Annotated in this window: 33 protein-coding genes; 19 read left to right on the top strand and 14 right to left on the bottom strand. The window is 61.2% G+C overall.

The window, feature by feature from the left end; genetic code table 11:
• Positions 1–103 precede the first annotated feature (103 nt).
• Positions 104–1624: a helix-turn-helix transcriptional regulator gene (locus BSIN_RS08120; RefSeq protein ID WP_089340118.1), complete on the bottom strand. Its 1521-nt coding sequence runs from the start codon at positions 1622–1624 to the stop codon at positions 104–106.
• 366 nt (positions 1625–1990) lie between these two features.
• Here BSIN_RS08120 and BSIN_RS25790 point away from each other — a divergent pair, with 366 nt between their 5' ends.
• From BSIN_RS25790 to BSIN_RS08105, 5 genes are all read left to right on the top strand, one after another.
• Positions 1991–2149: a hypothetical protein gene (locus BSIN_RS25790; protein ID WP_156789229.1), complete on the top strand. Its 159-nt coding sequence runs from the start codon at positions 1991–1993 to the stop codon at positions 2147–2149.
• Positions 2150–2197: 48 nt separating this feature from the next.
• Positions 2198–2548 carry a BON domain-containing protein gene (locus BSIN_RS08115; RefSeq protein WP_059519506.1) on the top strand — a complete coding sequence of 117 codons (351 nt, stop codon included), beginning with the start codon at positions 2198–2200 and terminating at the stop codon, positions 2546–2548.
• A gap of 54 nt (positions 2549–2602) precedes the next feature.
• The gene (locus BSIN_RS08110; RefSeq protein WP_059519503.1) at positions 2603–2800 is read left to right on the top strand and encodes a CsbD family protein; all 198 of its coding nucleotides are present in this window, start codon (positions 2603–2605) and stop codon (positions 2798–2800) included.
• A 690-nt stretch (positions 2801–3490) separates the two neighbouring features.
• A complete protein-coding gene (locus BSIN_RS26425; protein ID WP_059519501.1) occupies positions 3491–3613 on the top strand; it encodes a hypothetical protein in 123 nt (40 codons plus the stop codon).
• Between the two features lie 58 nt (positions 3614–3671).
• A complete protein-coding gene (locus BSIN_RS08105; RefSeq protein ID WP_089340108.1) occupies positions 3672–4628 on the top strand; it encodes a leucyl aminopeptidase in 957 nt (318 codons plus the stop codon).
• A gap of 76 nt (positions 4629–4704) precedes the next feature.
• Here BSIN_RS08105 and BSIN_RS08100 read toward each other — a convergent pair whose 3' ends face one another.
• The gene (locus BSIN_RS08100) at positions 4705–5202 is read right to left on the bottom strand and encodes a GNAT family N-acetyltransferase (RefSeq protein WP_089340107.1); all 498 of its coding nucleotides are present in this window, start codon (positions 5200–5202) and stop codon (positions 4705–4707) included.
• A gap of 272 nt (positions 5203–5474) precedes the next feature.
• Between BSIN_RS08100 and BSIN_RS08095 the strand changes: the two genes are divergently transcribed.
• On the top strand, positions 5475–5801 hold the full coding sequence (locus BSIN_RS08095; protein ID WP_089340106.1) for a thioredoxin family protein: 327 nt from the start codon (positions 5475–5477) through the stop codon (positions 5799–5801).
• 21 nt (positions 5802–5822) lie between these two features.
• The gene (locus tag BSIN_RS08090; protein ID WP_059519493.1) at positions 5823–6242 is read left to right on the top strand and encodes a secondary thiamine-phosphate synthase enzyme YjbQ; all 420 of its coding nucleotides are present in this window, start codon (positions 5823–5825) and stop codon (positions 6240–6242) included.
• A gap of 176 nt (positions 6243–6418) precedes the next feature.
• Here the strand turns inward: BSIN_RS08090 and BSIN_RS26740 are convergent, their stop codons facing one another.
• Together BSIN_RS26740 and BSIN_RS08085 are read right to left on the bottom strand one after the other, a co-directional pair.
• Entirely contained in the window at positions 6419–6613 is a 195-nt protein-coding gene (locus tag BSIN_RS26740) for a GNAT family N-acetyltransferase (RefSeq protein ID WP_369828156.1), read from the bottom strand.
• A complete protein-coding gene (locus BSIN_RS08085) occupies positions 6585–6923 on the bottom strand; it encodes a hypothetical protein (protein ID WP_369828155.1) in 339 nt (112 codons plus the stop codon). Before BSIN_RS08085 ends, BSIN_RS26740 begins: the two co-directional genes overlap by 29 nt.
• A 167-nt stretch (positions 6924–7090) precedes the next feature.
• Between BSIN_RS08085 and BSIN_RS08080 the strand changes: the two genes are divergently transcribed.
• From BSIN_RS08080 to BSIN_RS08060, 5 genes are all read left to right on the top strand, one after another.
• Positions 7091–7729 (top strand): FMN-binding negative transcriptional regulator, encoded by a 639-nt coding sequence (locus tag BSIN_RS08080; RefSeq protein WP_089340105.1) that lies wholly within the window; start codon positions 7091–7093, stop codon positions 7727–7729.
• A gap of 658 nt (positions 7730–8387) precedes the next feature.
• The gene (locus BSIN_RS08075) at positions 8388–9596 is read left to right on the top strand and encodes an NAD(P)/FAD-dependent oxidoreductase (protein WP_440244960.1); all 1209 of its coding nucleotides are present in this window, start codon (positions 8388–8390) and stop codon (positions 9594–9596) included.
• Positions 9597–9631: 35 nt separating this feature from the next.
• Complete coding sequence (locus tag BSIN_RS08070; protein WP_059519534.1) at positions 9632–10051, top strand: helical membrane plugin domain-containing protein; 420 nt, start codon at positions 9632–9634, stop codon at positions 10049–10051.
• Between the two features lie 249 nt (positions 10052–10300).
• Positions 10301–10921 carry a LysE family translocator gene (locus tag BSIN_RS08065; protein WP_089340104.1) on the top strand — a complete coding sequence of 207 codons (621 nt, stop codon included), beginning with the start codon at positions 10301–10303 and terminating at the stop codon, positions 10919–10921.
• Positions 10922–11039: 118 nt separating this feature from the next.
• Positions 11040–11288: a hypothetical protein gene (locus tag BSIN_RS08060; protein WP_059519484.1), complete on the top strand. Its 249-nt coding sequence runs from the start codon at positions 11040–11042 to the stop codon at positions 11286–11288.
• A gap of 129 nt (positions 11289–11417) precedes the next feature.
• Here the strand turns inward: BSIN_RS08060 and BSIN_RS08055 are convergent, their stop codons facing one another.
• The 7 genes from BSIN_RS08055 to pobA form a co-directional block, all read right to left on the bottom strand.
• Positions 11418–12773, bottom strand: a complete 1356-nt coding sequence (locus tag BSIN_RS08055) for an aromatic acid/H+ symport family MFS transporter (protein ID WP_089340103.1) — start codon at positions 12771–12773, stop codon at positions 11418–11420.
• A gap of 185 nt (positions 12774–12958) precedes the next feature.
• Positions 12959–13345, bottom strand: coding sequence for a 4-carboxymuconolactone decarboxylase (pcaC, locus tag BSIN_RS08050; RefSeq protein ID WP_089340102.1), 387 nt, complete (start codon positions 13343–13345; stop codon positions 12959–12961).
• Between the two features lie 13 nt (positions 13346–13358).
• Positions 13359–14144 carry a 3-oxoadipate enol-lactonase gene (gene pcaD / locus BSIN_RS08045; RefSeq protein WP_089340101.1) on the bottom strand — a complete coding sequence of 262 codons (786 nt, stop codon included), beginning with the start codon at positions 14142–14144 and terminating at the stop codon, positions 13359–13361.
• Between the two features lie 12 nt (positions 14145–14156).
• Positions 14157–15515 carry a 3-carboxy-cis,cis-muconate cycloisomerase gene (locus tag BSIN_RS08040; protein WP_089340100.1) on the bottom strand — a complete coding sequence of 453 codons (1359 nt, stop codon included), beginning with the start codon at positions 15513–15515 and terminating at the stop codon, positions 14157–14159.
• Positions 15516–15686: 171 nt separating this feature from the next.
• Positions 15687–16361: a CoA transferase subunit B gene (locus BSIN_RS08035; protein WP_059519475.1), complete on the bottom strand. Its 675-nt coding sequence runs from the start codon at positions 16359–16361 to the stop codon at positions 15687–15689.
• Positions 16362–16379: 18 nt separating this feature from the next.
• The gene (locus BSIN_RS08030) at positions 16380–17069 is read right to left on the bottom strand and encodes a 3-oxoacid CoA-transferase subunit A (RefSeq protein WP_089340099.1); all 690 of its coding nucleotides are present in this window, start codon (positions 17067–17069) and stop codon (positions 16380–16382) included.
• 183 nt (positions 17070–17252) lie between these two features.
• Positions 17253–18467 carry a 4-hydroxybenzoate 3-monooxygenase gene (gene pobA / locus BSIN_RS08025; RefSeq protein WP_069235424.1) on the bottom strand — a complete coding sequence of 405 codons (1215 nt, stop codon included), beginning with the start codon at positions 18465–18467 and terminating at the stop codon, positions 17253–17255.
• A 266-nt stretch (positions 18468–18733) separates the two neighbouring features.
• On the opposite strand from pobA, the gene BSIN_RS08020 reads away from it, so the two are divergent.
• The 3 genes from BSIN_RS08020 to BSIN_RS08010 all read left to right on the top strand — a co-directional run bounded on the left by BSIN_RS08020 (position 18734) and on the right by BSIN_RS08010 (position 21284).
• Positions 18734–19657 carry a LysR family transcriptional regulator gene (locus BSIN_RS08020; protein WP_059519469.1) on the top strand — a complete coding sequence of 308 codons (924 nt, stop codon included), beginning with the start codon at positions 18734–18736 and terminating at the stop codon, positions 19655–19657.
• A 94-nt stretch (positions 19658–19751) separates the two neighbouring features.
• Complete coding sequence (gene folE / locus BSIN_RS08015) at positions 19752–20471, top strand: GTP cyclohydrolase I FolE (RefSeq protein WP_059519467.1); 720 nt, start codon at positions 19752–19754, stop codon at positions 20469–20471.
• A 9-nt stretch (positions 20472–20480) separates the two neighbouring features.
• Complete coding sequence (locus BSIN_RS08010; RefSeq protein ID WP_089340116.1) at positions 20481–21284, top strand: SDR family oxidoreductase; 804 nt, start codon at positions 20481–20483, stop codon at positions 21282–21284.
• A gap of 57 nt (positions 21285–21341) precedes the next feature.
• On the opposite strand, the gene epsC is transcribed toward BSIN_RS08010, so the two are convergent.
• Together epsC and BSIN_RS08000 are read right to left on the bottom strand one after the other, a co-directional pair.
• Positions 21342–22259: a serine O-acetyltransferase EpsC gene (epsC, locus tag BSIN_RS08005; protein WP_059519530.1), complete on the bottom strand. Its 918-nt coding sequence runs from the start codon at positions 22257–22259 to the stop codon at positions 21342–21344.
• A 116-nt stretch (positions 22260–22375) separates the two neighbouring features.
• On the bottom strand, positions 22376–22612 hold the full coding sequence (locus BSIN_RS08000) for a hypothetical protein (RefSeq protein ID WP_089340098.1): 237 nt from the start codon (positions 22610–22612) through the stop codon (positions 22376–22378).
• Between the two features lie 271 nt (positions 22613–22883).
• Between BSIN_RS08000 and BSIN_RS07995 the strand changes: the two genes are divergently transcribed.
• The 3 genes from BSIN_RS07995 (at position 22884) to fnr (ending at position 24880) form a co-directional block, all read left to right on the top strand.
• A complete protein-coding gene (locus BSIN_RS07995; protein ID WP_369828154.1) occupies positions 22884–23318 on the top strand; it encodes a DUF3005 domain-containing protein in 435 nt (144 codons plus the stop codon).
• A 224-nt stretch (positions 23319–23542) separates the two neighbouring features.
• Positions 23543–24010, top strand: a complete 468-nt coding sequence (locus BSIN_RS07990; protein ID WP_089340096.1) for a universal stress protein — start codon at positions 23543–23545, stop codon at positions 24008–24010.
• A gap of 120 nt (positions 24011–24130) precedes the next feature.
• Positions 24131–24880, top strand: coding sequence for a fumarate/nitrate reduction transcriptional regulator Fnr (fnr, locus tag BSIN_RS07985; RefSeq protein ID WP_059519459.1), 750 nt, complete (start codon positions 24131–24133; stop codon positions 24878–24880).
• 37 nt (positions 24881–24917) lie between these two features.
• On the opposite strand, the gene BSIN_RS07980 is transcribed toward fnr, so the two are convergent.
• Positions 24918–25811, bottom strand: coding sequence for a LysR family transcriptional regulator ArgP (locus tag BSIN_RS07980; protein WP_069235420.1), 894 nt, complete (start codon positions 25809–25811; stop codon positions 24918–24920).
• Between the two features lie 106 nt (positions 25812–25917).
• On the opposite strand from BSIN_RS07980, the gene BSIN_RS07975 reads away from it, so the two are divergent.
• The gene (locus BSIN_RS07975) at positions 25918–26538 is read left to right on the top strand and encodes a LysE/ArgO family amino acid transporter (protein WP_089340095.1); all 621 of its coding nucleotides are present in this window, start codon (positions 25918–25920) and stop codon (positions 26536–26538) included.
• The last annotated feature ends 239 nt before the right edge of the window (positions 26539–26777 follow it).

Raw genomic sequence — 26777 nt, 5'->3', positions numbered from 1 at the left:
TGCGAAACAGATCGGGCGCGCCACCCGGACCACGCGAAACCTCATGCACGCCCGCTCTCTCCAAAGCCGACATGGAACCATGCAGGCTCGGCAGCGTCCGCGCTTAACGCTTCGCTTTGGCTCCTTGCTTGCCGTTGGCGCTCACTGCTCCGACAATGCCGCGCTCGCGCGCCCAAACGATTGCTTCGCTGCGGCTGTGAACATCCAGCTTCGCGTAGATGGTCGAAACGTGATTGCGTACCGTGTTCGGTGCAAGACCCAGCCGATTCGCGATTTCCTTGTCCGCAAGACCGTCGCAGAGCAAATCAAACACATCGCGCTCGCGCGCAGTGAGATCGGACAATTGCGCACCGGCATCTGGCGCATTCGCCCGCCGCACGTTCGCCAATTTCTCGATCAGCGTGCGACTGAACCACGTCGCGTCCTGCATCGCGGTCTCGATCGCGTGGACCAACTCCATTTCCGTGCGCTTGCGTTCGGTGATATCGAGCAACGCAATCAACATGCAGTCTTGGCCGTGGATCGCAACCAGATCGGCGGATACCAGGCAGTTGCGCACATCGCCGTCGCGCCCCCGAATTCTCATATCGACATTGCGCATGCCGCCGTCGCCTCCAAACAGCGCGTCGAAACGCCGGCGCACATCGGCGTCAATCCACAATCCAATCTCGTCGGCGGACTTGCCGAGCACATCCTCATGGGCATAGCCGGTCATCGCGACAAACGCATCGTTCACGTCAAGTAACTCGAAGCCGTTCGAAGTAATGATTGCAGTTGCAACGGGCGACATCCTGAACGCCTTCGCAAACCGCTCCTCGCTTTGCCGCAGCGCTCGCTCTGCCTGCTTACGCGGCTCGAGATCCATGAACGTGAACAACATGCACGCCTCGTCGCCAATGTCGATCGGCTGCCCCGCCACGACGACCGCCTTCGTGCCGCCGCCGGGCAAGGTCAATACCGCTTCCATCTGCGGAATCGTCGCACCCTCGCCTAGACGCTCGATCGCGAGTTCGCGCCGCTCGGCACTTTCGAGCACGTCGACTTCATAAACGGTGCGGCCGAGCACATTGTCTCGCGTGTACCCGGTCATATCGAGAAATCCTTGGTTCACCTTGATATAACGAATATCGCTCAACCGGCAAATCACGGCAGGCGCCGGATTCGCATTGAACGTGCGCTCGAAACGCTGCTCCGCGCTTGCCCACTCTGTTGCGTCGTGCAATACGAGCGCCAGGCAATCCGGCTCGCCCGCCGCATTCGTCAGCACCAAACTGCGAATCCGATGCACACGGCACACGTCCTCGTCTTCGGCATGAAACACTTCGACCGTCACGTCGCTGAACTCTTCGCCTGCGATCACCCGATCCATCGGGTAATGCCCCTCTTGCACGGGATGATTGTTCCTGTAGCGCAGCCGAAAACGCTCGCGATACTCGGTGATATCCGCGCCGAGCTCGCTCAGTTCGCTGACACCGTGCATCTCGAGCGCCGCTTCGTTCGCCCAGACAATCCGCTGATCCGGTTCTACGAGGATCACACCTTCGGTCAGTCCGGCGATGATTTGATGTAACTGGCGCCGGTCGGTATGTGACTTGAGCGCCTGTTCGTCGACTTTCTCGTTCATCGTTTGTATTCCGAATAAGTTGCCGATTGCCGCCAATTCCAGCAAAGCATCCGTTGCGGGATGCCATCGTGCCGGCCGCACGCGCAAGGACCAGACACGCATACACTAATCCGGATAGTACATTCGCGTCGTGTGAGCCAATAGTTCGGTACACCGCGAAACCGGTATTGAACCGGGCGAACCGGCCATCGCCCGTGCCGACGGGCCCTCTCTCACAGTCCGATGCGGACGCAACGACACTTGGTGCAAAAGCACTAATCCGTCCGGTGAATTTGCGCGATGACGCTGTCCTGCTACGCCAGTAAGCTGATCCCGTGTCGACGATTCAACACATTCCCCCGAGAATCATTTCGAAGGAGATAACGGATGGAACTGCATCAAACACCCGATCCTCAGCCGGTCAAACAGCCGCCGGCAGGCGATCCGCCACAACCGCCGAAAAACGATCGACCCGAACCTGCCCAACCGGGGAAATTCTATTCGGCATTTCATTGCGCCAGTTCGATGCCCGCGCGTTCGGCATGAACTGACGCAAACAGATACCTCTTTCCAACGACGCACAAGGAAATATCGATGACCAAAACACAACACATCTCCTCGCTGCTGGCCGTCAGCACGGCGTTCCTTTTCGGCTCGGCCGTATTGACGAGCGCCTATGCACAGACCGACGCAGCAAGCGATGTTTCGTCAACCGAATCGAATCAACCGATAACGGATACGTGGATCACCACCAAGGTAAAAAGCGAGCTTGCGACCACCGACGGCGTAAAGAGCCTTGACATCAGCGTAAAAACCGTCGATGGCGTGGTTACGTTGACCGGGGTGCTGCCGACGCACATGGCGGTGAAGAAAGCGATTGCCGTCACGCGCGCCGTCAAGGGCGTCAAGCACGTTGACGCATCCGGCTTGAAGTCGAAAGCGTAACCGGTCCACCAGTTTCAGCCGTTTGCATTTCCAACTCGTCAATAGGAGTACACGATGAACGAAGACAAGATCAAAGGCCAATGGAAGCAACTCACCGGCAAGCTGAAGGCCAAATGGGGCAAGCTGACCGACGATGATCTCGCAGTGGCCGAAGGCAACCGCGAGTATCTCGCAGGTAAGATCCAGGAGCGCTACGGGATCGCGCGGGACGAAGCAGAAAAGCAGTTGAAGGATTTCGACCGCGACCTGTAAAACCGCTGTGATGCGCGGCGCCTCCGGGCGCCGCGCCAATCCAATCAAAGAAGCGCTCTTATATCCAATTGCCAGGCAGGCAGATCGCGCTGCTTGCCTCCATCCCCTCGTCTGCCAAGCCAGCCGGTACGAATCTCCGGTTTACGGATTGCCCTCATTTCATTTCCGGATAGTTCCTATACATAGGCCGAACGCCAAATCGGCAAAATTAAATAAGCGGATAAATTAATTATCCAATGATCTCCCGTACCCGCTTATGGAATTTCATATACCGCACTACGCTTACGTTCAAATAGACGTGAACCGTGAACTCATCGCGAATGGTGTTATGCGAAACAAACTGTATTCCCCACATTCCTGCTGACTATCGAACGATCCGTCGCTTACCAGCTGGACGCCCTGGCCGGCCCCACCAGATTACCGTAATGCATGCTCAAAAATTTCAAAAACAGAAACCATCAAGTAGTAAAAATTAGAAACATAAATTCTCCCCAACACAATGACCGATAAAAAAACAAAATCCCTATTTGTTTAGTACACACAGCGCAAAAAAATAAATTCAAGATTGCTTTCAATAAAATCCCCAAGTAACATCAAATGAACTTGTAAGGTATTAAAGATACCGAACAGGTTGCGGCGGCCAGTCCGCCATGTTGAATAACCCCGATTCACCACACCAGGAGAATTGAGATGCAAGAAAATCAACAAATCGATTTGCTCGAATGGATGCAGGAAGATACGCATCCGCAAGCTGTCGACATGATGGTCGAAGACGCCGTGGTACCGTTCGGCACCGCGCTTTGGCCGGTCTGAGCAAGCCATGATGTTTGGCGGAAGGGCGCTGTCTCTTCCGCCGCTTTCGGAGACATGCATGTTGAACCTGCACCGTGCACTCGGCTTTCACCCGGCGCTGCGCGACAAACTCGCACGCGGCGACAAGAGCAAGCTGCTGATTGGCTACGATGCACGTAACCGTGATATTGCGTTGCGCGCGTTTTCCGCGCCGCCCGCATCCTTCGACACAGTCCTCGTCTGTTTGGAAAACACGCCGCCCGGCGACATCATCGAGGCGCTCGGTCACACCGACTTGTTCGTTTTGCTATACGACTCGTCGTGCCTGCCGACGCCGTCGCCAAATGGGCCGCCTTTTCTTGCGGCCATTCGGCCAGCGATCGTCGAGCACTGGAGCAAATCAGTACTGTTCAAAGACTATGGCCCACATCTCGACGAAGCGTTCTCGGAATCGCTCGATGACATCGCGATGCGCAACAACCGGCTGATCGACCTAGCCTCGCATGCGTCGGGGATTCGATTCGTCGACGAATCAGGTAATAAGCTGTCGGGCTCATTAACGCATGACCAGAAGTGGACCAGCGTGAACGGCATGGGCAACCTCGATGTCGTACCGGGCGAAATCGCGACGCACATCACCAATCTCCATGGCTCGATCGTCTTCAGCGGCACCTTCCTCAGCACAATTCCGTTTGCGGTCAAATACAAAGTTGTCGAGCGGTTCGCGACCTTGCATATCGAGAACAGCACGATCGTCGATTTCGACAGCGATCACGCGGGCTTTCAGCAAGATTTCGCGTCGTACCTGAACCGGCATGCGAATCATCGCAAGATCGAGGAGTTCGGCATCGGCACGAATCTCGGCATCAAGGGCTTATACGGCCGCAACGCCGGTTTCGAGGAGCGGCATCCGGGCATGCATCTGGGTCTGGGAGGCGGTGAACACGGCAGTCACCATCTAGACCTCATCTTCGCCAAAGGCACGCTGATGTTGGACGACAGAACGGTGTTCGACAACGGCACATTCACCATTTGACGTTATCTCATTCGGGCCGCCCGGTACATGCCGGCGCCTTCCGTGTCGCCGAACCGCGAAGCCGCGCAGGATGAACCTACGCGTGCTCGCCCAGCCATTTATACATCACGAGGCTATCGACCAGCCCGAGCCGCGCATGGCGATACGCCCGAGGCAGACGCCCGACGATTTCGAAGCCCAGTTTTTGCCATAGGGCAACCGCAATCTCGTTGGTCGCCACGACCGAATTGAATTGCATTGCCAAAAAACCGCGTTCGCGCGCGATCTGCTGCGAGTGCTCGCACATCAGCCGCGCGATGCCACGCCCGCGCGACGCCTCGCCGACCATGTACCCGCAATTGCAAACATGGTCACCCGGTCCCGCCGCATTCGCCTTCAGAAAATATGACCCTAGCAACACACCATCTTCCTCCACGACCCACGTGCAAAGCGGTGTATCGATCCATTGGGCGCGGGCGGCTTCTTGTGTCGGTGCGGGATCGAACGCGTAAGTTTCCTGTGCGCCCACTACTGCGCGGTAGATGGGCCAGAAATGCGTGAAATCCTCGCCGGTCATCGGCCGAATCGTCAGCATGCAATTCCTTGTGAATGGATTGGGAAATGGAATCCTGTTGCGATGCGGATTATAGAAGCCGCATATCGGACAAAGATAGCAACACGTAGCAAGCGTACTCACCGAAATTGCGTTGCCGATCCCGGCAGGCGGCAAGTTCGACATCGCAAGCCGTAGCCGCGCAAACTAGGCGGCTCTCCACGCGCCCCCGGCTTTTCCGTTACAGTAAAACCGCTGGCCTCGAATGCGGCCCACGCAAAGCCAATCTTTATGTCAAACCCGTAGGGGTCAGGATGACTACTCCGCAAGCTTATACCGCCGACGCACCTACCCGCGCGGAAATCGACTCGCTCGCCGGCGCCACCGTCATCGAGTTCGGCGCTAATTGGTGCAGCATCTGCGCGGCTGCGCAACCGGCGATTCGCGATTCATTTTCGGCGCATCCAACCGTTCGTCACCTGAAAATCGAGGACGGTCCCGGCCGGCCGCTTGGCCGCTCGTTCCGCATCAAGCTTTGGCCGACGCTGGTGTTCTTGCGTGATGGAGTCGAAGTCGCGCGTATCGTTCGCCCCGCAAATGCCGAACAGATCGAAACCAACGGTTTCACCGCGCTCGCGTAAGCGCACAGCCGCCCAATAGCCATGCAGCAGATTATTCAACACATTACCGTTGAGGCAAATGGACGCGGCCTCGTCGAGTTCACGCCGCAGGTTCGCGCGTTCGTCGCGCAGCAGCCGATTCGCACTGGACTGCTTACATTGTTTTGTCGACACACGTCGGCGTCGCTGCTTATTCAGGAGAACGCAGATCCATCTGTACGTCGCGACCTGGAGCGTTATTTCGAAGTTCTCGCGCCCGAGGATGAAACCCGATACGAGCACGATGCGGAAGGCCTCGACGATATGCCCGCGCATTTACGCACAGCGCTTACAAACGTGCAGTTGTCGATTCCTGTCGAACATGGGCGCATGGTACTCGGCACTTGGCAAGGCATTTATCTTTTCGAACACCGACGCGCTGCCCATCGGCGCGATATCGTGCTGCATTTGCTTGGCGAGTGAGTGCGATGGCGAACCGGTTATCGACGAAAACGCGATGCTGCAATATCAACGATATGGACCCGATTCGGCAAGCATCGTCTGTATGCGAGCAGCGCCTTCACAAGACGCTCGAGCCGGTGGAATATAGGTGACCGGCGGAGTGGCGACGTGCCATCGAACATATATCGGCAGCACCGCTAGGCCAGTTGTTTGCACATGTGTTCCTCGTCAAAAAAACGTCCGTTGATCTGCATCGCACGAGGTTCTGTGCCAAACGTTCGAAAACCCTGAGACACATAGAGTTTTTTTGCCGCAACGTTTTCAGCGTTCACACACAGTAGAAGCTGAACGACATTCCAACATTCAGATGCATGGACCGTGGCTGCAGACAAAAGCGCTTGGGCGATTCCCCGCCCCCGGCGCGACGGAATGACGCCCCCCCCAGATCGTGGCCTTGTGACCCACCTGCAGCAGCGGTTCGCGACGCACACCCGTAATACCGACAAGTACGTCTGCGTCGAATGCGCCCAAAACGGCTTGGGTGGATGTTGCTCGAATGCGATCCTGCACTTGGGCGATGGGCCTCGCCATTTCCTCGTCCCAGGTCGGCCATATCGATGTGGGTGAATTTTCAATGGCAAGCAGACGCAACGATTTGAAGCGTTCAGCGTCTTCGGTATCCAGCAGGCGTACCGTGATCATGGATGCCCAACCCTTATGCTATCGGACTGAGTACAGCAACCGGCACAGAAACATTGCGTCCGTTTCGAAAAACGGTGGTGACAGAATAAACTACGTGCGGGGCAAACTTGCAACCAGCGCAATGCCTGTTCTTCATCCCATTCATCTCGACAGTCAGAGACAGCCGCATGTACATACCCGCCCATTTCGCAGAAAACAGCAAGGATGTGCTGCACGACCGCATTGCCCAACACCCGTTCGGTACACTGATCACTCACGGGACAAGCGGGCTCGACGCCAATCACATTCCGTTTGAACTTTCTTCAGGCGAAGGCGAGTTGGGCATGTTGCGCGCACATGTCGCGCGGGCCAACCCAGTATGGCAAGACGTAGCGAATGGCGACGAGGTGCTTGTGGTTTTCTACGCAGGCGATGCCTATATCTCGCCGAACTGGTATCCAAGCAAGCACGAATTTCACAAGCAGGTGCCGACCTGGAACTACATGGTCGTCCACGCGCATGGGCGCATCACCATTCTCGACGACGAGCGCGACATACGTGGGATCGTCGCTCGCCTGACGCGCACACATGAAGCATCGCAGCCGAAGCCTTGGAAGATGGGGGACGCACCCAACGACTATATCGACGCGATGCTCAACGCGATCATAGGCATACAGATAGAGATCACGCGTTTGGTCGGCAAAAGCAAGCTCGGCCAAAATAAGGAGGCTCGGGATATTCGCGGCGCAGGTGAAGCGTTGAGTGCGCGCGGAGCATCCGTCATAGGTGAAGCGATGCTTGCCGAGGTGGCGAGGAAATCGCAATAGAACGAAATCGCGTGGAGGGCTCCCCCGCGCGCAGCAAACGCGCTCGCGGTCCGATTCATGCGTTGTCGATAGACGCGGCTCGGCTATGTAGTACGGCGGCTTGCATTATCCATGCCACGCGCTGCCCCTCGCTACTACAGCCCGCCCCACATGGACGAAAACGCATCGTCCCGCGCGGCAGTGCCATCCGGCCGGGAAAATTCCTTGATCGTAAATTCCTCGCTAATAATTTTTCGCCACGGCAAATGTTCGAGATAGGTTTGTATACCAATTTCAAATTGGTCGATTCTTTATTTCCGCCAAGTGCGACGACATAGGCCGCCACCATAACCAACCGGCACCGTAGCCCATGCATCTCTCACACGACAATCAAACATCGAATCCTTATGTAGCGTTTAAAAAATCAAAGTGAATTAAAAAATTAATAAACCTAATTGCATTGCAAATACAAATTTGACTTCGCCTATTTTTTTTCGTAATTTCCATTTTGATATCGACTCGAAAAGCACAAGAAGCAGCACATTCTCACGCGCATTCCCACCCAAACCGGTTCCGCTGCCCACCACGAGGAGCAGACATGCCGCCCATCATGCAAGACGTCCTCCGCCAGCCGTTCCCGTTACATCGATCGACCGCGGTTCATCAAAGGGACCAGCCGATGAAGAGGCACGCGATGCCGTCGATCCGGATCTTGATCGTCGGCGGCGGCCTCGGCGGCACGATGCTCGCGAATCAACTCGCCGCGAAGCTGTTTGATGAATTGATCGACAAGCGTGTATCGCTGATCCTGTTGTCCGATTCGCCAGATCATTTCTACAAACCCGCTTTCATGTACGTTGCTTTCGGGGCTGCACTGCGCGAGGATCTTGTGCGTTCCGAACGATCGTTGCTGCGGCCCGAAATCGATTTCGTCGTCGACGGCGTCGAGTGCTTCGATTTCCCCGCGCAGCAGGTCCGCACACGCAGCGGCCAAAGATACGGCTACGACTACCTCGTGATCGCGACCGGTTGCATACCCGCACCAGAGCGCATCGAAGGGCTGCCGGAAGCCGGCGATCATTTCTATCAGTACGATCCTGCCCGGCAGCTCGCCCAACGCTTGGCGGCCATTGAACGCGGTCGCGTATTCATCACCGTGACCTTTCCGAAAACGCACAACGTGCCGCACCAGTGCGGAATCGCGCCGATCGAAACGACACTGATGCTCGACGACTACCTGCGCCGCCGCGGTGTGCGCGAACAGGTCGAGATCGTCTATACATACCCGAGCATCGCGCAACTTCTGCGCAATTGTCTGTTCCTGCAAAAACCGACTTGCGACATCCTGCCCACGCTTTTTGCGCAGCGGAACATTCGATATCAGCGAAGCTTTACGCTTGCGCGTGTCGATCCGGACAGAAAGATTGCGTACTCGGAGGAAGGTGCCGAGCAACCGTTCGATATCCTAATGGCGACACCGCCAATCCGTGCGGTCGACGCGGTGCGCGCGACCGGAATCTCGGAAGCGGCGGACGACGAAGGTTGGTTGCCGACCGATCACGAAACGCTGCAGGTACTCGGCATCGATAACGTTTACGTGCTCGGCGACACAGTCGATTTACCGGTCAGTAAAGCCGGCGGCGCTTGCCATAACCAGGCGCCGGTGATCGCGAGCAATCTGACTGCGAGAATCCGTCTCAACAAGACCGTGGCGGCCTACGACGGCAAAGTACAGGCCGTCGCCCAAATGGGACTGGATGCAGGCATGCCGCTCTGGTACGACTACCAGCACGACGTCCAGCCAACGCCCCCGACCAAGCTCGGCGGATTACTGCGACACGGCTTCAATCGCGGCATCTACTGGGCCGTCGCCCGCGGCCTTGCGTGATTTATTCAATTGCTCTGTCGCCCATCGAGGTACGCATGTCCACCCCCCTGTCGCCATCCGCCGCAGCATCGCCCGATGATGAACCGCTTTCGGCCGATCAGGCGCTCACCTCCGAATGGTTGCTGTTGGCAGCGAAGCTGCAATCGCATATCAACGGTAGCCGGTTCGACAACATCGTCGATCTACTGTCGATCCTGTCGGACCTTGTCGACTTTGCCGATCCCGCGCTGATCGATAAGTTAAGCAAAACGTTTGAGGAAATCGTCGCGGCATCGACAGCGGCGGGCGGCGCCCTGCGGATCGCGAGTGCCGAGGCCAAGCTAAAAACCGACGCTCCGTCTTTGCGCGCGCTGTGGTCGAGCGCGCGCCATCCCGACACGCGACGCGGCATCGATATCGTGCTGCGCATGCTGGAGATTATCGGGCGGCTTCACGCCGTTACGCCGACGCGCTGACGATGACGCGCGCCCGCTGCTTCGCGAAGCGCCGCACGGCCAGCCGTTGCATGTGCCGGGCAACGCAGCCTTCCTGCATATCGAGCCGGAGTCTCGACAGCAATTGCCATGGCTTTAAGCTGTTGAACTGCCCATTCACCAGCGCCGTACCGGTAATCATTCGCAAAATTGGCCCGGTACTGTACAGCTACTGTCCAATAGACTTGCTCTCATCCTCAACGATATTTCAGTGCAAAAAGAGAGCATCACATGGACCACATCACCGCCAGCGCGCTACCAGCCGGCCTGTTGTTCGCACTTGTCACGTCAATTACGCCGGGGCCGAATAACACCATGTTGCTCGCGTCCGGCGTCAATTTCGGCTTTCGTCGCACATTGCCGCACATATTCGGCATCAGCACCGGCGTAGCGATCCTGATGCTTGCGGTCGGCTTCGGCCTCGGCGAAGCATTTAAGCGCATTCCGATGCTTTACATCCTGCTCGAGACCGCCAGCATCGTGTATCTGCTATACCTCGCGTGGCGTATCGGCACGTCCGGAGAAGTGCGCGCGCAAAATGGCAAATCGCGCCCGATGACGTTCGTCGAAGCGCTGGCGTTCCAATGGATCAATCCGAAAGCGTGGATGATGGTACTAACCGCCGCGACCACCATTCAGCTCTCGGCCGACTACGGCCTCAACGCCGCATGGATGGCGCTCGTGTTCGTCGCGGTAGGTTTGCCGAGCATTTGCGTATGGGCCGCATTCGGCCAGGGAATGCGCGGCCTTCTGTCGAATTCGCGCCGGCTGCGCATATTCAACGGCACGATGGCAGTACTGCTCGTACTATCGCTTTATCCACTGATCTCAAAAATACTGGTGGCTGACTGACGCACCATGCGTTCGCCCTGGTGTCGTCCCTCGTTGTGATCCGTCCCGGCAAGGGGTACGCTGCAATCCTGACGCCGGTTCGCCACGGCGCGAACCCGTCCCGACCGGGAGAACGCTGATGAAGCCATTGCTGAAAGCAGGCGATCGGATCGAAGGGCTACACTGGATCGCCGAATATCGTCACCGCGCGCATTTGATCCGGGTAGTACGCGAACGTGTCGAAGTGGGTACTTACGGCGCGCCGTCCGCGCTGTTCGGCAACGAGGAAACGATGGGCGCATCGACAACCGCCGATCGCCGCAGCCGTGAAGCAGCGCTCCGCGCGTACCTGCGCCACTTCGCGAAGGTCCACGACGCCGAGGAATGAGCCTGCCGGCCCGCCGCGCGCCCTACGCCGGAACGATCCGCGCGTATGCCCGATTGTTCCGGAGACGATTCGGTGACGATCCGGCGACGAAACGAACCACGTAGCCGGAATCGTCCGATCGCTCTGCCATCAGGCGATACCGGTCGATACAGGTGCAGCCGCCTGCCGTCGCGCCGCCGAACGCTTGACGAGCAGCGCGCCGGTGGCAATCAGCGCCGGCACCGCGAGCATCGAGAAAATCGTGCTGAATCCGAGTTGCGCCTGCAGCAGCAAGCCCCCCGAAAAAGCCCCCAGAATTCCCCCGAAGCGTCCGACGCCGAGCATCCATGCGACGCCGGTCGCGCGTCCGCTCGTCGGATAAAACGCAGCGGCGAGCGTGGGCAGCGACGATTGCGCGCCGTTCATGCAAACACCCGCAATAAACACGACGGTCGCCAGTAACGCAAGATGTCCGGCCTGCCAGCCGATCATCCAGACGAACAGCGCGGTCAATGCATAGGTGACGGCGATCACGCAATGCGGCTCGAAGCGGTCCATCAGCCAACCGCATACGATCGCGCCGATCCCGCCGCCTAGCGGAAACAGCGCGGTGACGAGCGCCGCATCGCGCACGGAAAAACCGCTGTCGCGAATCAGCGTCGGCAGCCAGCTCGTCAGCAGGTAATAAACGAGCAGGCCCATGAAGTAGGTGAGCCACAGCATCGCGGTACCGGTGCGATAGCGTGGCGACAGGACGACGGCGGCTCCCGAGCGCGCTTCGCCCTGCTCTTCAGGCAACACGAAACGCACTCGATCGAACGACACGCCCGGAGCGATCCTGCTCAACACCGCAGCGATCCGATCTGGACGTGCGCCGCGCAGCGTCATGAAGCGGATCGATTCGGGCAACGCAATCAGCAGCGCGACACCGAGCACGAGCGGCGCGCTTCCGCCGACGACGAATACGCTGCGCCAGCCGTGCTCGGGGATCAGCGCGGCGGCAACCAAGCCCCCCGCCGACGAACCGAGCGTGAAACCGCAGAACATCGTATTGACGAGAAACGAGCGCTTGGCGCGTGGTGCGTATTCGGCCATCAAGGTCGTCGCGTTCGGCATGGCGGCGCCCAACCCGAGCCCGGTCAGCAAACGCAATACCGCAAGCTCGGCAACCGAATTCGCGAACGCACAGCCGATGCTGAAGAGTCCGAACCATACGACCGACCCGACCAGCACGCGCTTGCGGCCGATCCGGTCAGCCATCGGCCCCGCAGTGAGCGCGCCGAACGCCAGGCCCACCAGCGCCGCGCTCATCACCGGCGAAAGCGCTGCCTTCGTCACATGCCATTGCTGGCCGAGCGCGGGGGCGACGAAGCCGATCGCGGCGGTATCGAAGCCGTCAGCCGCAACGATCAGAAAGCAGAGAACCAGAATCAGCCACTGATAAGGCGAGAAGCGCTGCTCGTCGATAAATTGCTGCACATCGAGCTGGCGCGTAAAACCGGTCATGAATGTCTCCTTGAGTTGCCGTGGGCGCTCGTCGCGCCCTCTTGTCTCGCTGCTCTCTCACCACGCCGATTCGATGCCGGCGCTGACCATCGCACACGGACGGCGGCTTCGTTCGGCACGCCGCCCACGCAAGCGGACTCCAAGAGGCCGTTGCGTTGCGCGCGGCGTCAAGCCGAGGGGCCGACTTAGGCCGACGCGTCCTCTTCACCGAAGATCCGCTGCGCGAGATGAAACGCCGAATTCGCAGCCGGCACGCCGCAATAGATCGCGGTCTGCAACAGCACTTCTTTGATTTCGTCGCGCGTCACGCCGTTGTTCTTCGCCGCACGCAAGTGCAGCGCAAGTTCCTCGCCGCGATTCAGCGCGACCATCATCGCGATCGTCAGCAGGCTGCGCGTGTGACGCGGCAGCCCTTCACGCGTCCAGATCTCGCCCCATGCGTAACGGGTAATCAAATTCTGGAATTCGTCGGTCAGTTCGGTGCGGCTCGCAAGCGAGCGATCGACGTGCGCATCGCCGAGCACGGCGCGGCGCACGGTCATGCCCGCTTCGTAACGTTGATCGTCATTCATGCCGAGGCTCGCTTCAGGCGGTCAAAAAATCGATCAGCGCGCGGCTGAAATCGTCCGCGCATTCGATATTGGAAATATGAGCGCAATCGAACTCGACATGCTTCGAGCCGGCAATCGCCGCAGCAAGCGCGCGCCCCTGGCCGGCCGGTGTCGACTGATCGTGCGCACCCGTTACAACGAGGGTCGGCACGGCGATGCGGGACACTTCATCACGCAAATCGGCTGCGTTCAATGCATCGCAATTCGCCGCGTAGCCGTTCTGATCCGTGTGAACGAACACATCGCGGATCACATCGATCAGACGCGGCTCGCGCGCGAAGAACGCGGGCGTAAACCAGCGTTGCAGCACGGCGTCGGCAAGCGCAGCCATTCCTTCGCCACGCGCCTTCGCCGCACGCGGCGCCCATACTTCAGGAGAACCGATTTTTGCAGCGGTATTGGCCAACACCACGCGCCCGATTCGCGCTGAATGCCGTGCGGCAAGCGCGGCGCCCGTGAGCCCGCCCATCGACACCCCGCAAAAATGCGCGCGTTCGACGCCGATATGATCGAGCAAACCGAGCACGTCACCCGTCAGCTGCTCGAGCGTGTATGAGCCGGCCGGCGCTTCCGAATGGCCGTGGCCGCGCGTATCGTAACGCAGCAGGTTGAAATGCTGCGCGAGCGCGCCTATCTGTGGCGCCCACATCGACAAATCCGCCCCGAGCGAATTCGAAAACACGAGCCACGGCGCGTCGGCGCGCGCGGCGCGGTCGATCCGGTAATGCAGCCGTATTCCATTGACTGACGCGAAAGGCATCGCAACCTCTCCTTAGTGACGGCCCGCGTAAAGCGCGAGCACGGCGTCGACGTAAGTACGCGCTTCGCCGACGTAATGAGCGGAATCGAGCAACCGCCGCAACGCGCTGGGCGCCAGATGCGCGGTAACCTCCGCGTCGGCGGCGAGCACGTCGTATAGCGTATGGCCGCTCTGCACGGCTTCGCGCGACGCACGCTCGACGAGATGATGCGCTTCGAGCCGGCCGATCTTGTCGCCGAGCGCGAGCATCACCGCTTCGCCGAGCACGAGGCCGCGCGTCGCATCGAGATTCGCGGCAAGCCGCGCGGCATCGATCTGCAAGCCGGCGGCGATCTGCGCGATTTGCGCAAGCGCGCCGCCCGCAAGCCGCGCGAGTTCGGGCAGCGCCTCCCACTCGGCCTGCCAGCCGCCAAGCGCGCGTTCGTGCTCTTGCACCATCGCGGCAAATACGGTTGCAACGAGCCCCGGCGCCCGCACGGCCGCCGTCAGCACCGCCGCGCAGCCGACCGGATTGCGCTTGTGCGGCATTGTCGACGAGCCGCCTTTGCCGGCCGCGGCCGGCTCGGCAAGCTCTCCGATTTCGGTCTGCATCGACAGCGAGATATCACGCGCAATCTTGCCGAGCGTACCGATCAGCATCCCGAAATATCCCGCGGCTTCGGCGATCCGGTCGCGTTGCGTATGCCACGGCACCGCCGGCAGCACGAGCCGCAAGTCGTCCGCGAGCGAGCGGGCGACGGCAGGCGACGCATCGCGCAAACTCGCGAGCGTGCCCGCCGCGCCGCCGAATTGCAATACGAGTGCCGTTCGGCGCAGCCCGTCGAGGCGCTCCCGGTGACGCAGCAGCGTATCGAGCCATTGCGCGAACTTCAGCCCGAGCGTGATCGGCAGCGCTTGTTGCAGCCATGTGCGGCCGATCATCGGCGTATCGCGATGCGCGGCGGCAAGCGATGCAAGCGTCGCGCATGCGTCGTCCAACAGCGGCTCGAGGGCATCGAACGAATCGCGTAATTGCAACACTGTCGCGGTATCGATGATGTCCTGGCTAGTCGCGCCCCAATGCACGTACTTTGCCGCTTCGGCATCGTGCGCCTTCACGCGCGCAGTCAGCTGCTTGACGAGCGGAATCGCCAGATTGCCGCCGAGCGCCGCATCGCGTGCGAGCGCCTGCTGGTCGAGCGCGCCGGCAACGCACGCGGCCTCGATCGGTTGCACGGCGCTCACCGGAATCACCTGATGCGCGGCGAGCGCACGAGCAAGCGCCGCCTCGACATCAAGCATCCGCTGCAATGTCGCACGCGGCGACCAGATCGCATTGAACGATTCGATGCCGCAAATCAGGGAACTCAGGCGGGCGCTGTCTTCAAGCATGAGGTCGATTGGAAAATCGGAAAAGCGAAATGCGCTTATTGTCCACCGAAGCGCCGGATGTTGCGCGCTCGTGCGCGCCGGCCGACGCGGGGTCGGCCTGCATGCAACGCCGCGCCCGCCTCTTCTGCCGCAAATAGCTGCAAACGGCGGCAGATGACGCACGCCTTCACGTCACGCAGCAGCGGTTTGCGCCGCTTTCGCGCCGCCCGTCGCATCAATCAGCGGCACGCCGGTCAGCCGCTGCAATTCGTCAAACGAAATATCCGCGAAGATCTCCCGCACCGCGAGCCCATCACGTGTCACATCGAGCACGGCGAGATCGGTATAGATGCGATCGACGCAGCGCACGCCCGTCACCGGATACGAGCATTGCGCGACGATCTTGCTGTCGCCCTGTTTCGTCAGATGCTCCATCATCACGAATACCTGCTTCGCACCGATAGCAAGATCCATCGCGCCGCCGACGGCGGGAATCGCATCCGGCGCTCCCGTATGCCAGTTCGCCAGATCGCCTTGCGCGGAGACCTGGAACGCGCCGAGCACGCAGTAATCGAGATGCCCGCCGCGCATCATCGCGAACGAATCCGCGTGATGGAAGTACGCGCCGCCCGTCAGCAAGGTCACGTGCTGCTTGCCGGCATTGATGAGTTCGTCGTCCTCGTCGCCGGGCGCGGGAGCGGGGCCCATTCCAAGCAGCCCGTTTTCGCTGTGCAGGAAAATTTCCTTGTCCGAATCGAGATGATTCGCGACAAGCGTCGGCACGCCGATTCCGAGATTCACGTAAGCACCTTCAGGAATGTCTTGCGCGACGCGCTTGGCCATTTCGTCGCGAGTCAATCGTTTCATCTTGTTCTCCTCGGGAATTCATGCGGCGTGGCCGGCATGCGCGGCCTGCGGCGCCTCGACGATCCGTTGCACGAAAATGCCAGGCGTCACGATATGCTCGGGATTGAGCGCGCCGAGCGGCACGACGGCAGACACCTGGACGATTGTCGTCTTCGCGGCCATCGCCATCACCGGGCCGAAGTTGCGCGCCGTCTTCCGATAGACGAGGTTGCCCCAGCGATCGCCTTGGAGCGCCTTGATGAGCGCGAAATCGGCATGAATCGGCGCTTCGAGCACGTAATGCTTGCCGTCGATCACGCGCGTCTCCTTGCCTTCGGCGAGCTTCGTGCCGTAACCGGTCGGCGTGAAAAAGCCGCCGATCCCCGCGCCCGCCGCCCGAATCCGCTCGGCGAGATTGCCTTGCGGCACCAGTTCCAGCTCGATCTCGCCCGCACGATACAGCGCGTCGAATACCTGCGAATCGGCTTGGCGCGGAAACGAGCAGATGATCTTGCGCACGCGCTTGGCCTTCAGCAGCGCGGCCAAGCCGGTTTCGCCGTTGCCGGCGTTGTTGTTGACGATCGTCAGGTCGCGCGCGCCCTGGGCGATCAGCGCGTCGATCAGCTCGGCAGGCATGCCGGCCGTGCCGAAGCCGCCGATCATGACCGTCGCGCCATCGTGAATATCGGCCACTGCCGCGTCGAGAGAATCGAAGATCTTGTTGACCATGTCTGTTCCTGATGCGAATCCGTGCGCGGCCCCGCGCGGCGGCGGCACGGCATGCGTTCACGGACGGCCACATACGCCGCCGCTTTTTGTTCGAATTATGAACTTAGATTCGATAAACGAACGATTGGCCAATCATAGGGACGCGTGCGCCAGCTTGTCAAGGCGCGTTGTCCCCAGCGGCACTTACGCCGCCGCATCGATCGAATACGTCTGCGCCTTGTCGTCGAACGGCAAGCCGACGTAGTTTTCCGCCAATGCGTGAGCGCCCGCGCGTGAATGCGTGACGTACTTCAGCTCGGCGCACTTCAAACGGGCTACGAACGGCGAATCGTCGGCGCACGGATGCAGCATGTTCGTCATCCAGTACGAGAAATGCTCGGCGCGCCATACCCGCTCCAGACACGTCGACGAATACGTTTCGAGCAGATCATCACGGCCGTCCCGGTAATGCGCGGCGAGCGCTTGTCCCAATACGCGAACGTCGGCAACCGCGAGATTCATTCCCTTCGCCCCCGTCGGCGGCACGATATGCGCGGCATCACCGGCAAGAAAGAGCCGGCCGTATTGCATCGTCTCGGAGACGAAGCTGCGCATCGGCGCCACGCTCTTCTGGATAATCCGGCCTTCGGTCGGCGTCCAGCCGCTGTCGTTCGCGAAACGCCGGCGCAGTTCGTCCCAAATACGCGCATCCGTCCATTCTTCGACGTTTTCATCGGGCCGGCATTGCAGATACAGCCGCGTCACGCTCGGCGAGCGCATCGAGAACAGCGCGAAGCCGCGCTCGTTATGCGCATAAACAAGTTCGTCGAGCGACGGCGGCGCATCGGCCAGGATGCCGAGCCACGCATACGGATAGACCCGGTCGAACGTGGCCAGCCGTTCGGTGGGAATCGTCTGCCGCGATATTCCATGAAAGCCGTCGCAGCCGGCGATATAGTCGCAATCGATCCGGCCCGCGCGGCCATCCGCGTCCGTGAACGTCACCGACGGGCGCCCGGTTGCGACATCGTGCAACGCGACGTCGTGCACGCCGAAATACAGGCGCTGACCGTGCTCGCATGCGGCCGCGATCAAATCGCGCACGACTTCGTGTTGACTGTAGACGGTGATCGCCCGGCCGGGCGTCAGCTCACCGAAGTCGATTCGGTGACGCACGCCGTCGAACAACAGTTCGATACCGCGATGAACGAGCCCTTCGCGCTGCATCCGCGCACCGAGCCCCGCTTCGTTCAGCGTATCGACTGTTCCCTGCTCAAGCACGCCGGCACGAATCCGGTTCTCGCAGTAATCGCGCGAACGCGTCTCGACCACGACCGATTCGACGCCGCGCAAACGCAGCAGATGGGAAAGCAGCAAACCCGCCGGTCCGGCGCCGACGATTGCGACTTGGGTACGCATATTTGTCTCCTTGCCGATCGGAGCGGGCTTTTAGCGCCTCCTCCGGTCGCATGCCTTGATTGATTGGGATTTGCGCTTGCAGCGCCTTATGCCGATCAGAGGAGTGGCCGCTTCGGCACTGTCCGCGCCGCCATATTTCGCACTCCGTCTCACGCCCAGCCCAACGTGCATTGGGTTAGCAGGGCCATTGTCCGCACTACCCCCACTATTCAGCAAGGCAATTCAACAGATAAGTTGTATACAAAATTCAGATAGTATTCCTCTCGATGCCCGACCTCGACCTGAACCTGATTCCATACTTGGTTGCACTCGACGAGACGCGCAATGCAAGCCGCGCGGGCGAACTGCTCGGCGTCGGGCAACCGCGCGTCAGCGCCGCGCTCGGCCGGCTGCGCGCGCATTTTGGCGATCCGCTGTTCGTGCGCACGGCGCGCGGCATGCAGCCGACACCCCGCGCACTCGCCCTGCTTCCCGCCGCTCGCGCCGCGCTCGAGAACATCGAGCGCGGTCTCGGCGCGCCGGTTCAGTTCGATCCGGCCACGAGTACGCGCACGTTTTCAATCGCGCTGTCGGATGTCGGCGAGATCGTGTTTCTGCCGCGTTTATTGCAGGCGTTTGCTCAGCACGCACCGCACGCGAACCTGCGCTCGGTGTCGCTGCCGCATCTCGAAGTCGGGCGCGCACTCGAAGAAGGTGACGTCGACCTTGCAGTCGGTTATTTTCCCGATCTGAGCGGCGGCAACGTGTTTCAGCAGCGGCTCTTCACGCATCGCTTCATCTGTCTGTTGCGGCGTGGCCACCCGCTCGCCACGCAACCGCTCACGCTCGAACGGTTTCTCGCGTGCGGCCACGCGGTCGTGCGTGCGGAGGGCCGCAGCCAGGAACTGCTCGAGCGGCACCTCGCGAAACATCGGCTGGTGCGGCGCGCGGTGCTCGAAACGCCTCACTTCATGAGCCTGCCGTTCATCCTGAGCCGCACTGATCTGATCGCCACCGTGCCGCATGCGATCGGCTACGCCTATGCGGCCGAACACGCGGCGATCGCGCTCGTCGAACCGCCGCTGCCGCTGCCTCGCTTCGACCTGAAGCAGCATTGGCATCGTAAATTCCACAACGATTCGTGCATTGCGTGGCTGCGCGGCGTCGTCGCCGGCCTCTTCAACGATGCACTGGATGAATGGCCCAAATGAGCGCGGCCGCGCGGCGGCGCACGCGCAAGGCCAAAGCATGAAACAATGGCCGATCTGGCCGAGAGATCGGCGATACATACACAGGGCACGACACATGGCTAAAGGAAAGACCGCGGACAAAGCCGCCACGCCGACTGCTCACCACGCAGCGGGCAACACAGCCGTTAAAACGGCAAGCAAACAGAAAATCCTCGGCGCGGACCACGCGCGCTCGAACGCGTCCCGGCCCAGCCGGGACGAAGCCGAAGCAGCCGTGCGCGTGCTGCTGCGCTGGGCCGGCGACGATCCCGAGCGCGAAGGATTGATCGACACGCCCGCGCGCGTCGTGCGCGCGTATGAGGAGTTCTTCTCCGGCTACGCGCTCGAACCCCGCGACATCCTCGCGCGCACCTTCAGCGAAGTCGACGGCTACGACGAAATGATCGTGCTGAAAGACATTCGCTTCGAAAGCTATTGCGAACATCATATGGTGCCGATCATCGGGCGCGCGCATGTCGCGTATCTGCCGAATCACCGCGTCGTCGGCATCTCGAAGCTCGCACGGCTCGTCGACGCGTTCGCGAAGCGTCTGCAAATTCAGGAAAAGATGACCGTTCAGATCGCCGACACGCTGTTCGACGTGCTGCAACCGAAAGGCGTGGGCGTGATTCTCGAGGCCGCGCATCAGTGCATCTCGACGCGCGGCATCCATAAGCCGGGCGTCGAGATGGTCACGTCGCGGATGCTCGGCACGTTCCGCACCGATCCGGCGACGCGGCGCGAATTCCTGTCGATCGTCTCGAATCCTTCCGCTGTCAATCTGACGAACACCTGAATGCAGTCGATGCAGTCGAATCCCCATCCACGCCCCGCACCCGTCGCGCTCGTGACGGGTGCCGCGCGTCGCGCGGGCCGCACGTTCGCGATGCGCTTCGCGCAGCGCGGCTATCGCGTCGCGGTGCATTACGACCGGTCGGCCGATTGCGCGCACGAAACCGTGCGCGAGATCGGCGCCGCGGACGGCGAAGCTGTCGCACTGCAAGCGGACCTCGCTCAACCGGACGCGATCGTCGCGCTCGTCGATGCCGTCTACAGGCGCTTCGATCGTCTCGACGTGCTCGTCAACAATGCGTCGGTGTTCTGGCAGGACCACTTGCCGAGCTTCGATCTCGCCGCGTTCGATCAGTCATGGGCGGTCAATTGCCGCGCACCGATTCTGCTCACGCGCGCGTATTACGAGCGAGCGAAAGCCGCCGGCGCGCAAGGCGTCGTGATCAACGTCGTCGATCAAAAAATCAAGGAAAATTTTCATCGCGACCACTTCAGCTACACGGTCGCGAAGACGGCGCTCGGCAATCTGACGCAGATGCTTGCGCTGTCGGCGAACCCGGTGCTGCGTGTGAATGCGGTATTTCCGGGGCTGATGCTGCCAAGCGGCGACCAAACGCCGGCCGACTTCGCGCATGCGAGCCGCGCATCGACGCCGCTTGCGCGCATCGCAGGCCCCGACGATGTCGCCGATGCGATCCTGTTGCTGACGGGCGTTGCGTACAACGGCGTCGATTTCGTCGTCGATGCTGGACAGAATCTGATTCGCGTCGATCAGGACGTGCTGTACAAGCACCGCTCGCCCGCCGGCCAGCGCTAGCTGCCTGCCGTTCGCCGTTCGCGGGCAAACAGGGGCCGCGAACGGCAAAGGCTCGCGTCAATCCTTCTCGGCCCGCTCCCCTTCGCGAATCTTCCCTTGCGCGACGCTGCTGCCGGGCGGCACGCTATGCGTCAGCCATACGTTGCCGCCGATCACCGAGCCGCGACCGATCGTCACGCGGCCAAGAATCGTCGCGCCCGCGTAGATCACCACGTCGTCCTCGACGACCGGATGGCGCGCATTGCCCTTGACCAGGGTACCGTCGCCATCGGCGGGAAAGCTTTTCGCGCCGAGCGTGACCGCCTGATAAAGCCGCACGCGCTCGCCGATGATCGCGGTTTCACCGATCACGACGCCCGTGCCGTGATCGATAAAGAAGCTCGAACCGATCTGTGCGCCAGGGTGGATGTCAATACCGGTCGCGGAATGCGCGATCTCGTTGATGAAGCGTGCCAGGAGCGGCACGCCGAGCCGATAGAGCGCGTGCGCGAACCGGTGATGCATCATCGCGCGCACCCCCGGATAGCAGAGCAGGATTTCAGTGATGTGCTGCGCAGCGGGATCTCCCGTATACGCGGCGTGAATATCGCTGACGAGCAGCGCGCGGATGGCGGGCAACTGCGTGCCGAACTCGCGTGCGATCTCGAACGCGCGCTCGACCAGAACGGCGGGCGGCGTTTGCGCGTGCTCCGGCAGGAACGGCAACGCCCGGCGGATCTGTTCGGCCAGCAAGCGCAACGTGCTCTCGAGCGTATGGCCGACGTAATAGTCGACGCTCTCGTCGGTCAAGTCGGGCGCACCATAATGCGTCGGAAAAAGCGACGCACGCAGCCCGACGACAATCTTGCTTATCGCGTCATACGACGGCAGTTCGCGAATGCCGCGCGGATGACGTGTGCGATGCAGGCTCTCGCGCGATTCGCGCAATTCGGCGACGATCTGTTCGAGGCCCCAGTTTCGGGCAAATTTCGACATAGGCAAAAGCGCATGGCCGCGCGCCGGCGCGCGGCCACCGATAAAAGTGGCGGGTGCCGCAAGATTATCGCGTTTTTGCCGCGTCAGCGGAATGCACGCCAACGTATGCCGGCCGCCTACCTCGTCGGGCTGCTTGCGTCGATCCATCGGACGGCCCAATCGCGCGCATGCGCGATCGCTGCGTCCTCATCGTTGAAATGGAGGTCGGACGGGAAGAAGCGATTCGCGACCAATTCGCCGTCGCTCGATCGGGAGATGACGACATAAGGCTGAAACGAGCCATCACCGGCACGCGCCGGCGTGCAATTCAACAGATAACCGCGATGCATGAATGCCGTAGTCGTAGAGTGCATAAGTCCGCCCACCTTCAGTCCCCTTACCTTCTTGTTCGCTACCCATCTGTTAAGGATGCTGCGGTGCCCAATCCGGGCGGAAGCCGGTGCGCCGAATGTCGCACACCGCTTTGTAGGAAAAGAATCATACTCTGTAGATAACGCGTCTTCTAGTTGAAATATTTATTAGGAAAACATAGCGCATGGCGCGGCTGCGGCGCTCGCACGTGCGCCTTTTCCTGTCGCATCCGGCAGCGGGTTTTGCCCGCCGCCGGACGCCGCGCCGCGGAAGGTGACTGCGATGAATTCGTTCGAACGCACCATGCCGGCGCCCGCCAACGCCGGGCACTCCAATGCACGCATGCATCCGCGCAGCATTGAGCAATTCAACGACGCGACACACGACAGCACCGTCGACGCCGACGGCAAGAACCGCGAAGCAGCCCGCATCGCGAACGGCGAGCCTATCTCGCCGGACCAGATCACGACGAGCAACGCGTCGCTCGTCAACGCGGTGCCGGAAACGCCCGACGGCTTCGCCGGTTTCGATAGCCGGCCTGGCGGCAATCATCCGCAGTTCGCATTGCGCACCGGCTATACGGTCATCGACAAAGGGTTCGACTCTGCCGCGCCGATCGACGCGATTGCCGACGAAGCACGCCCGCCGTTGCGCCGTCCGCTGCAACGGCCTGCGCGCATCGTCGAACTTGTGCCGACTCCGCGCTGACCTCGACGGCCGGGCGGGCAACCGCCCGCTGCATGGTTGCACCGCTGCATCCGGAGGCGGGCGGGCCGCGTTCGCCAACACCCCGGCATGGCATGCGGCATCGGCGCCTACGCGTCGATTGGTCGCGCCGGCCGGTGTCAGCTATCGTTTATTTTGTAAAAGAACGGCGGCGGACGCCATCCGCCAAACGGCCGATCTTTCCCTGAACACGCCACGGAGACATCATGTACAAACGCATCCTCGTCGCAGTCGACGGCAGCGAAACATCCCGCCATGCATTCGACGCGGCGCTCGCGCTCGCGAAGGAGAACGCGGCGGAATTGCAACCGTACTACGTCGTCGAAAACGCCACGATCTACTACAACGTCCCGGGCTACGATCCGGCACCGCTGCGCAATCAACTGATCGAGCAAGGCAACGCGCTCGCGCAGGAGCTCGCGCAGAGAATGCGGCAAGCCAACGTTACCGGAACCATGAAGATCGGCGAAGCCGAGACGTCGCTGGCCGATGTGCCGTCGCTGATCATCGAAGGCGCGAAAGCATTCGGCGCGGATCTGCTCGTGCTCGGCACGCATGGCCGCCGAGGCGTCAAGCGGCTCGTGCTGGGCAGCGTCGCCGAGCAGTGCGTCCGCCAGGCGGTGCTGCCCGTGCTGCTGATTCCGGCCGCCGCCCATCAGCCGGCCAACCCGTAAAAATGCGCGCCGCAGCAAACGCGCAGATTCGCCGCAACCGGAATTGCGCGATGTGGCCGAACCCAGCTCGCGCCCGCTGCGGCATTGATCCAACCCACTGAACTTCAAGGCCCGTTCGTCATGCTCACGCCCGTCCCCCGCTCCGCCGCCGCGCCGGCTCACGCATCCGGCATCCGAACGCCGCGCCGGTCCGCGCAGTGCTCGACGTGTGCGATGCGCCACCTCTGCATGCCGCAAGGGCTCACGGCCGAAGCGCTCGCGCATCTCGAGTCCGTGATATGCAGCGCGCGAGCCGTGCGCCGCAACGAAGCGCTATTCCGCGAAGGCGACGCTTTCGACAATCTGTACGCGGTGCGCTCCGGATCGCTGAAGACGGTCGCGACTCGATACGACGGGCGCGAACAGGTCACCGGCCTGCATCTTGCAGGCGAAGCGCTCGGCCTCGACGGCATCTGCGACGACGCGCATCCGCGCACCGCGATCGCGCTCGAAGACAGTTCGGTCTGCGTGATCCCTTACAGCGCGTTGAAGGCACTGTGCTCGAAAGCCAGCACGATGCAGTTGCGGATGCACAAACTGATGAGCGAGCAGATCGTTCGGGAAACGTCGCAGGCAATGGTGCTCGGCTCGCTGAACGCCGAAGAGCGCGTCGCGGCGTTCCTGCTCGACGTGTCGTCGCGCTACATGAAGCGCGGTTATTCGCCGACCGAATTCAATTTGCGAATGACGCGCGAGGACATCGGCAGCTATCTCGGGATGACGCTCGAAACAGTCAGCCGCACGTTATCGAAGTTCCATAAGCGCGGGCTCATTGAAATGCATGGGCGGATCGTCCGGATCGTCGATTTCGACGGCTTGCGGCGTTTGTGATCCATCGCGCCGCGCTGTCGCGTTTCTTTTACCGCAATCAATCGAGGAACAACGCGGCGCGCGCCTTGAGCGCCGCGCCGAACTCGTCGAGCCAGCCGATCGACAATCGCCAGCTCTGCCAGTAAAGCTCGATATCGACACTCTTGCCCGGCGACATATCGATCAGTTCGCCCGCGGCAATCTGGCGCTCGACCATCCGGTTCGGGCACATCCCCCAGCCCAGCCCGGCCTCGCATGCGCGCAGATAGCCGGCGACGTGCGGAATCCAATGCTGCGGCGGATCGAGATCCACGCGCGTCACGCGCCGAATGAAACGCGCCTGCAAGCTGTCCTTCGAATTGAACATCACGCACGGCGCGCGCCGCAGCGCATCACGATTCAGGCCGTCGTTGAAATAGCGCTCGAAAAACGCGGGCGAACATACCGGGTGATAGCGTATCCGGCCAAGGCGCGTCGAGCGGCAGCCTTGGATCGGCTCGGCAAGGGCCGTCACCGCCCCTTGTACGCTGCCGTCGCGAATCCGCTCGGCGGTGTGATCCTGATCGTCGATCACGAGGTCGAGCAACGTGTCGCTTTGCGTGCAAAACGGCCCGACCGCATCGATAAACCACGTGGCGACGCTGTCATCGTTGACGGCGACCCGCAGCGTCGGCCATGTGCCGGGTAGCGCATCGGGAGCCGCCGGCATATGCGATGACAGCTCCGCCTCAAGCATTCGCACGCGCTCGGTGTGACGGCAAAGCAGCGCGCCCGACGTCGTCGCGACACACGGCTGCCCGCGCTTGACGAGCACGCTGCCGACCCGCTCCTCCAGCAGCTTCACGCGCTGAGACACCGCCGACGGCGATATGTTGAGCGCCTTCGCCGCCCGCTCGAACGAGCCCTGGCGGATCACTTCGGCAAGCGCATCGAGCAATGCGTAGTCGAGCATTAATTTTCCTTAATCGACATTAGCCAATTTAGCTTTGCTTATGCAAAGGGTTATCGGAGACTAGCGTCTTTCGTTTCGTCAGTCCATCCAATCCGCCGCAACCACCATGAATTGGACCGCTTTTTCCCACGGCATGATGCTGTCCGCATCCCTCATCATCACGATCGGCCTGCAGAATGCCTTCGTCCTCAAGCAAGGCATCATGCGCTCGCATGTCGGCAAGATCGTGCTGATCTGCGCGCTGTCGGACATGCTGTTGATCAGCGCCGGGGTAGGCGGCGCGTCGGCGCTCGTCGAGCGTTATCCGGCCTTCGTTCATGCCGTGCTGTATGTGGGTCTCGCTTATCTCGCGTGGTTTGGTTTCGGTGCATTGCGCCGCGCGCTCAAGCCGACGCACACGGCCCTCGACGCAGCAGCCCCGGCCGCCGCGCAACCCGAGCAGCGCGCGTGGACGATCGTGCTGACGACGCTCGCGCTCACCTGGCTCAATCCGCACGTATATCTCGACACGTTCCTGCTGATCGGCACGGCCGGCGCACGCGAACCCGAGCACGCACGCAGTGCATTCGCGCTCGGCGCGATGGCGGCCAGCGCGATCTGGTTCGTCGGGCTCGGCTACGGCGCGCGGCTTCTTGCTCCATGGTTCAAGCGCGCATTCGCGTGGCGCGTGCTCGACGGTACGATCGGCGGCATGGTGTTATTCGTCGCGGCCGCCCAGTTGCACTGAGCCATCCGCCCGGCTCGGCCCGTTGCGCCGGTTTCATTACGCCTGGCCATTGTCCATTCGACATCCATTCACGAATATGGTGCATGACCGGCCATGCCAGGCGTCAAGTGCAAGCGCTAGCCGCGACGCCCAATGCGCGCTGGCCGCGCACGGCGGCAGCTTGCGGCCAAGCAAGCGCTCGCATCGCAGCAAACGTCATGCGATTTCGATCGACGGCACATGACCGTTACTCAATGCGC

It is taken from the genome of Burkholderia singularis (assembly GCF_900176645.1).
Lineage (GTDB): Bacteria > Pseudomonadota > Gammaproteobacteria > Burkholderiales > Burkholderiaceae > Burkholderia > Burkholderia singularis.
The sequence above is the reverse complement of the archived record's forward strand: the minus strand, read 5'-3'. Positions and strand labels throughout refer to the sequence as shown.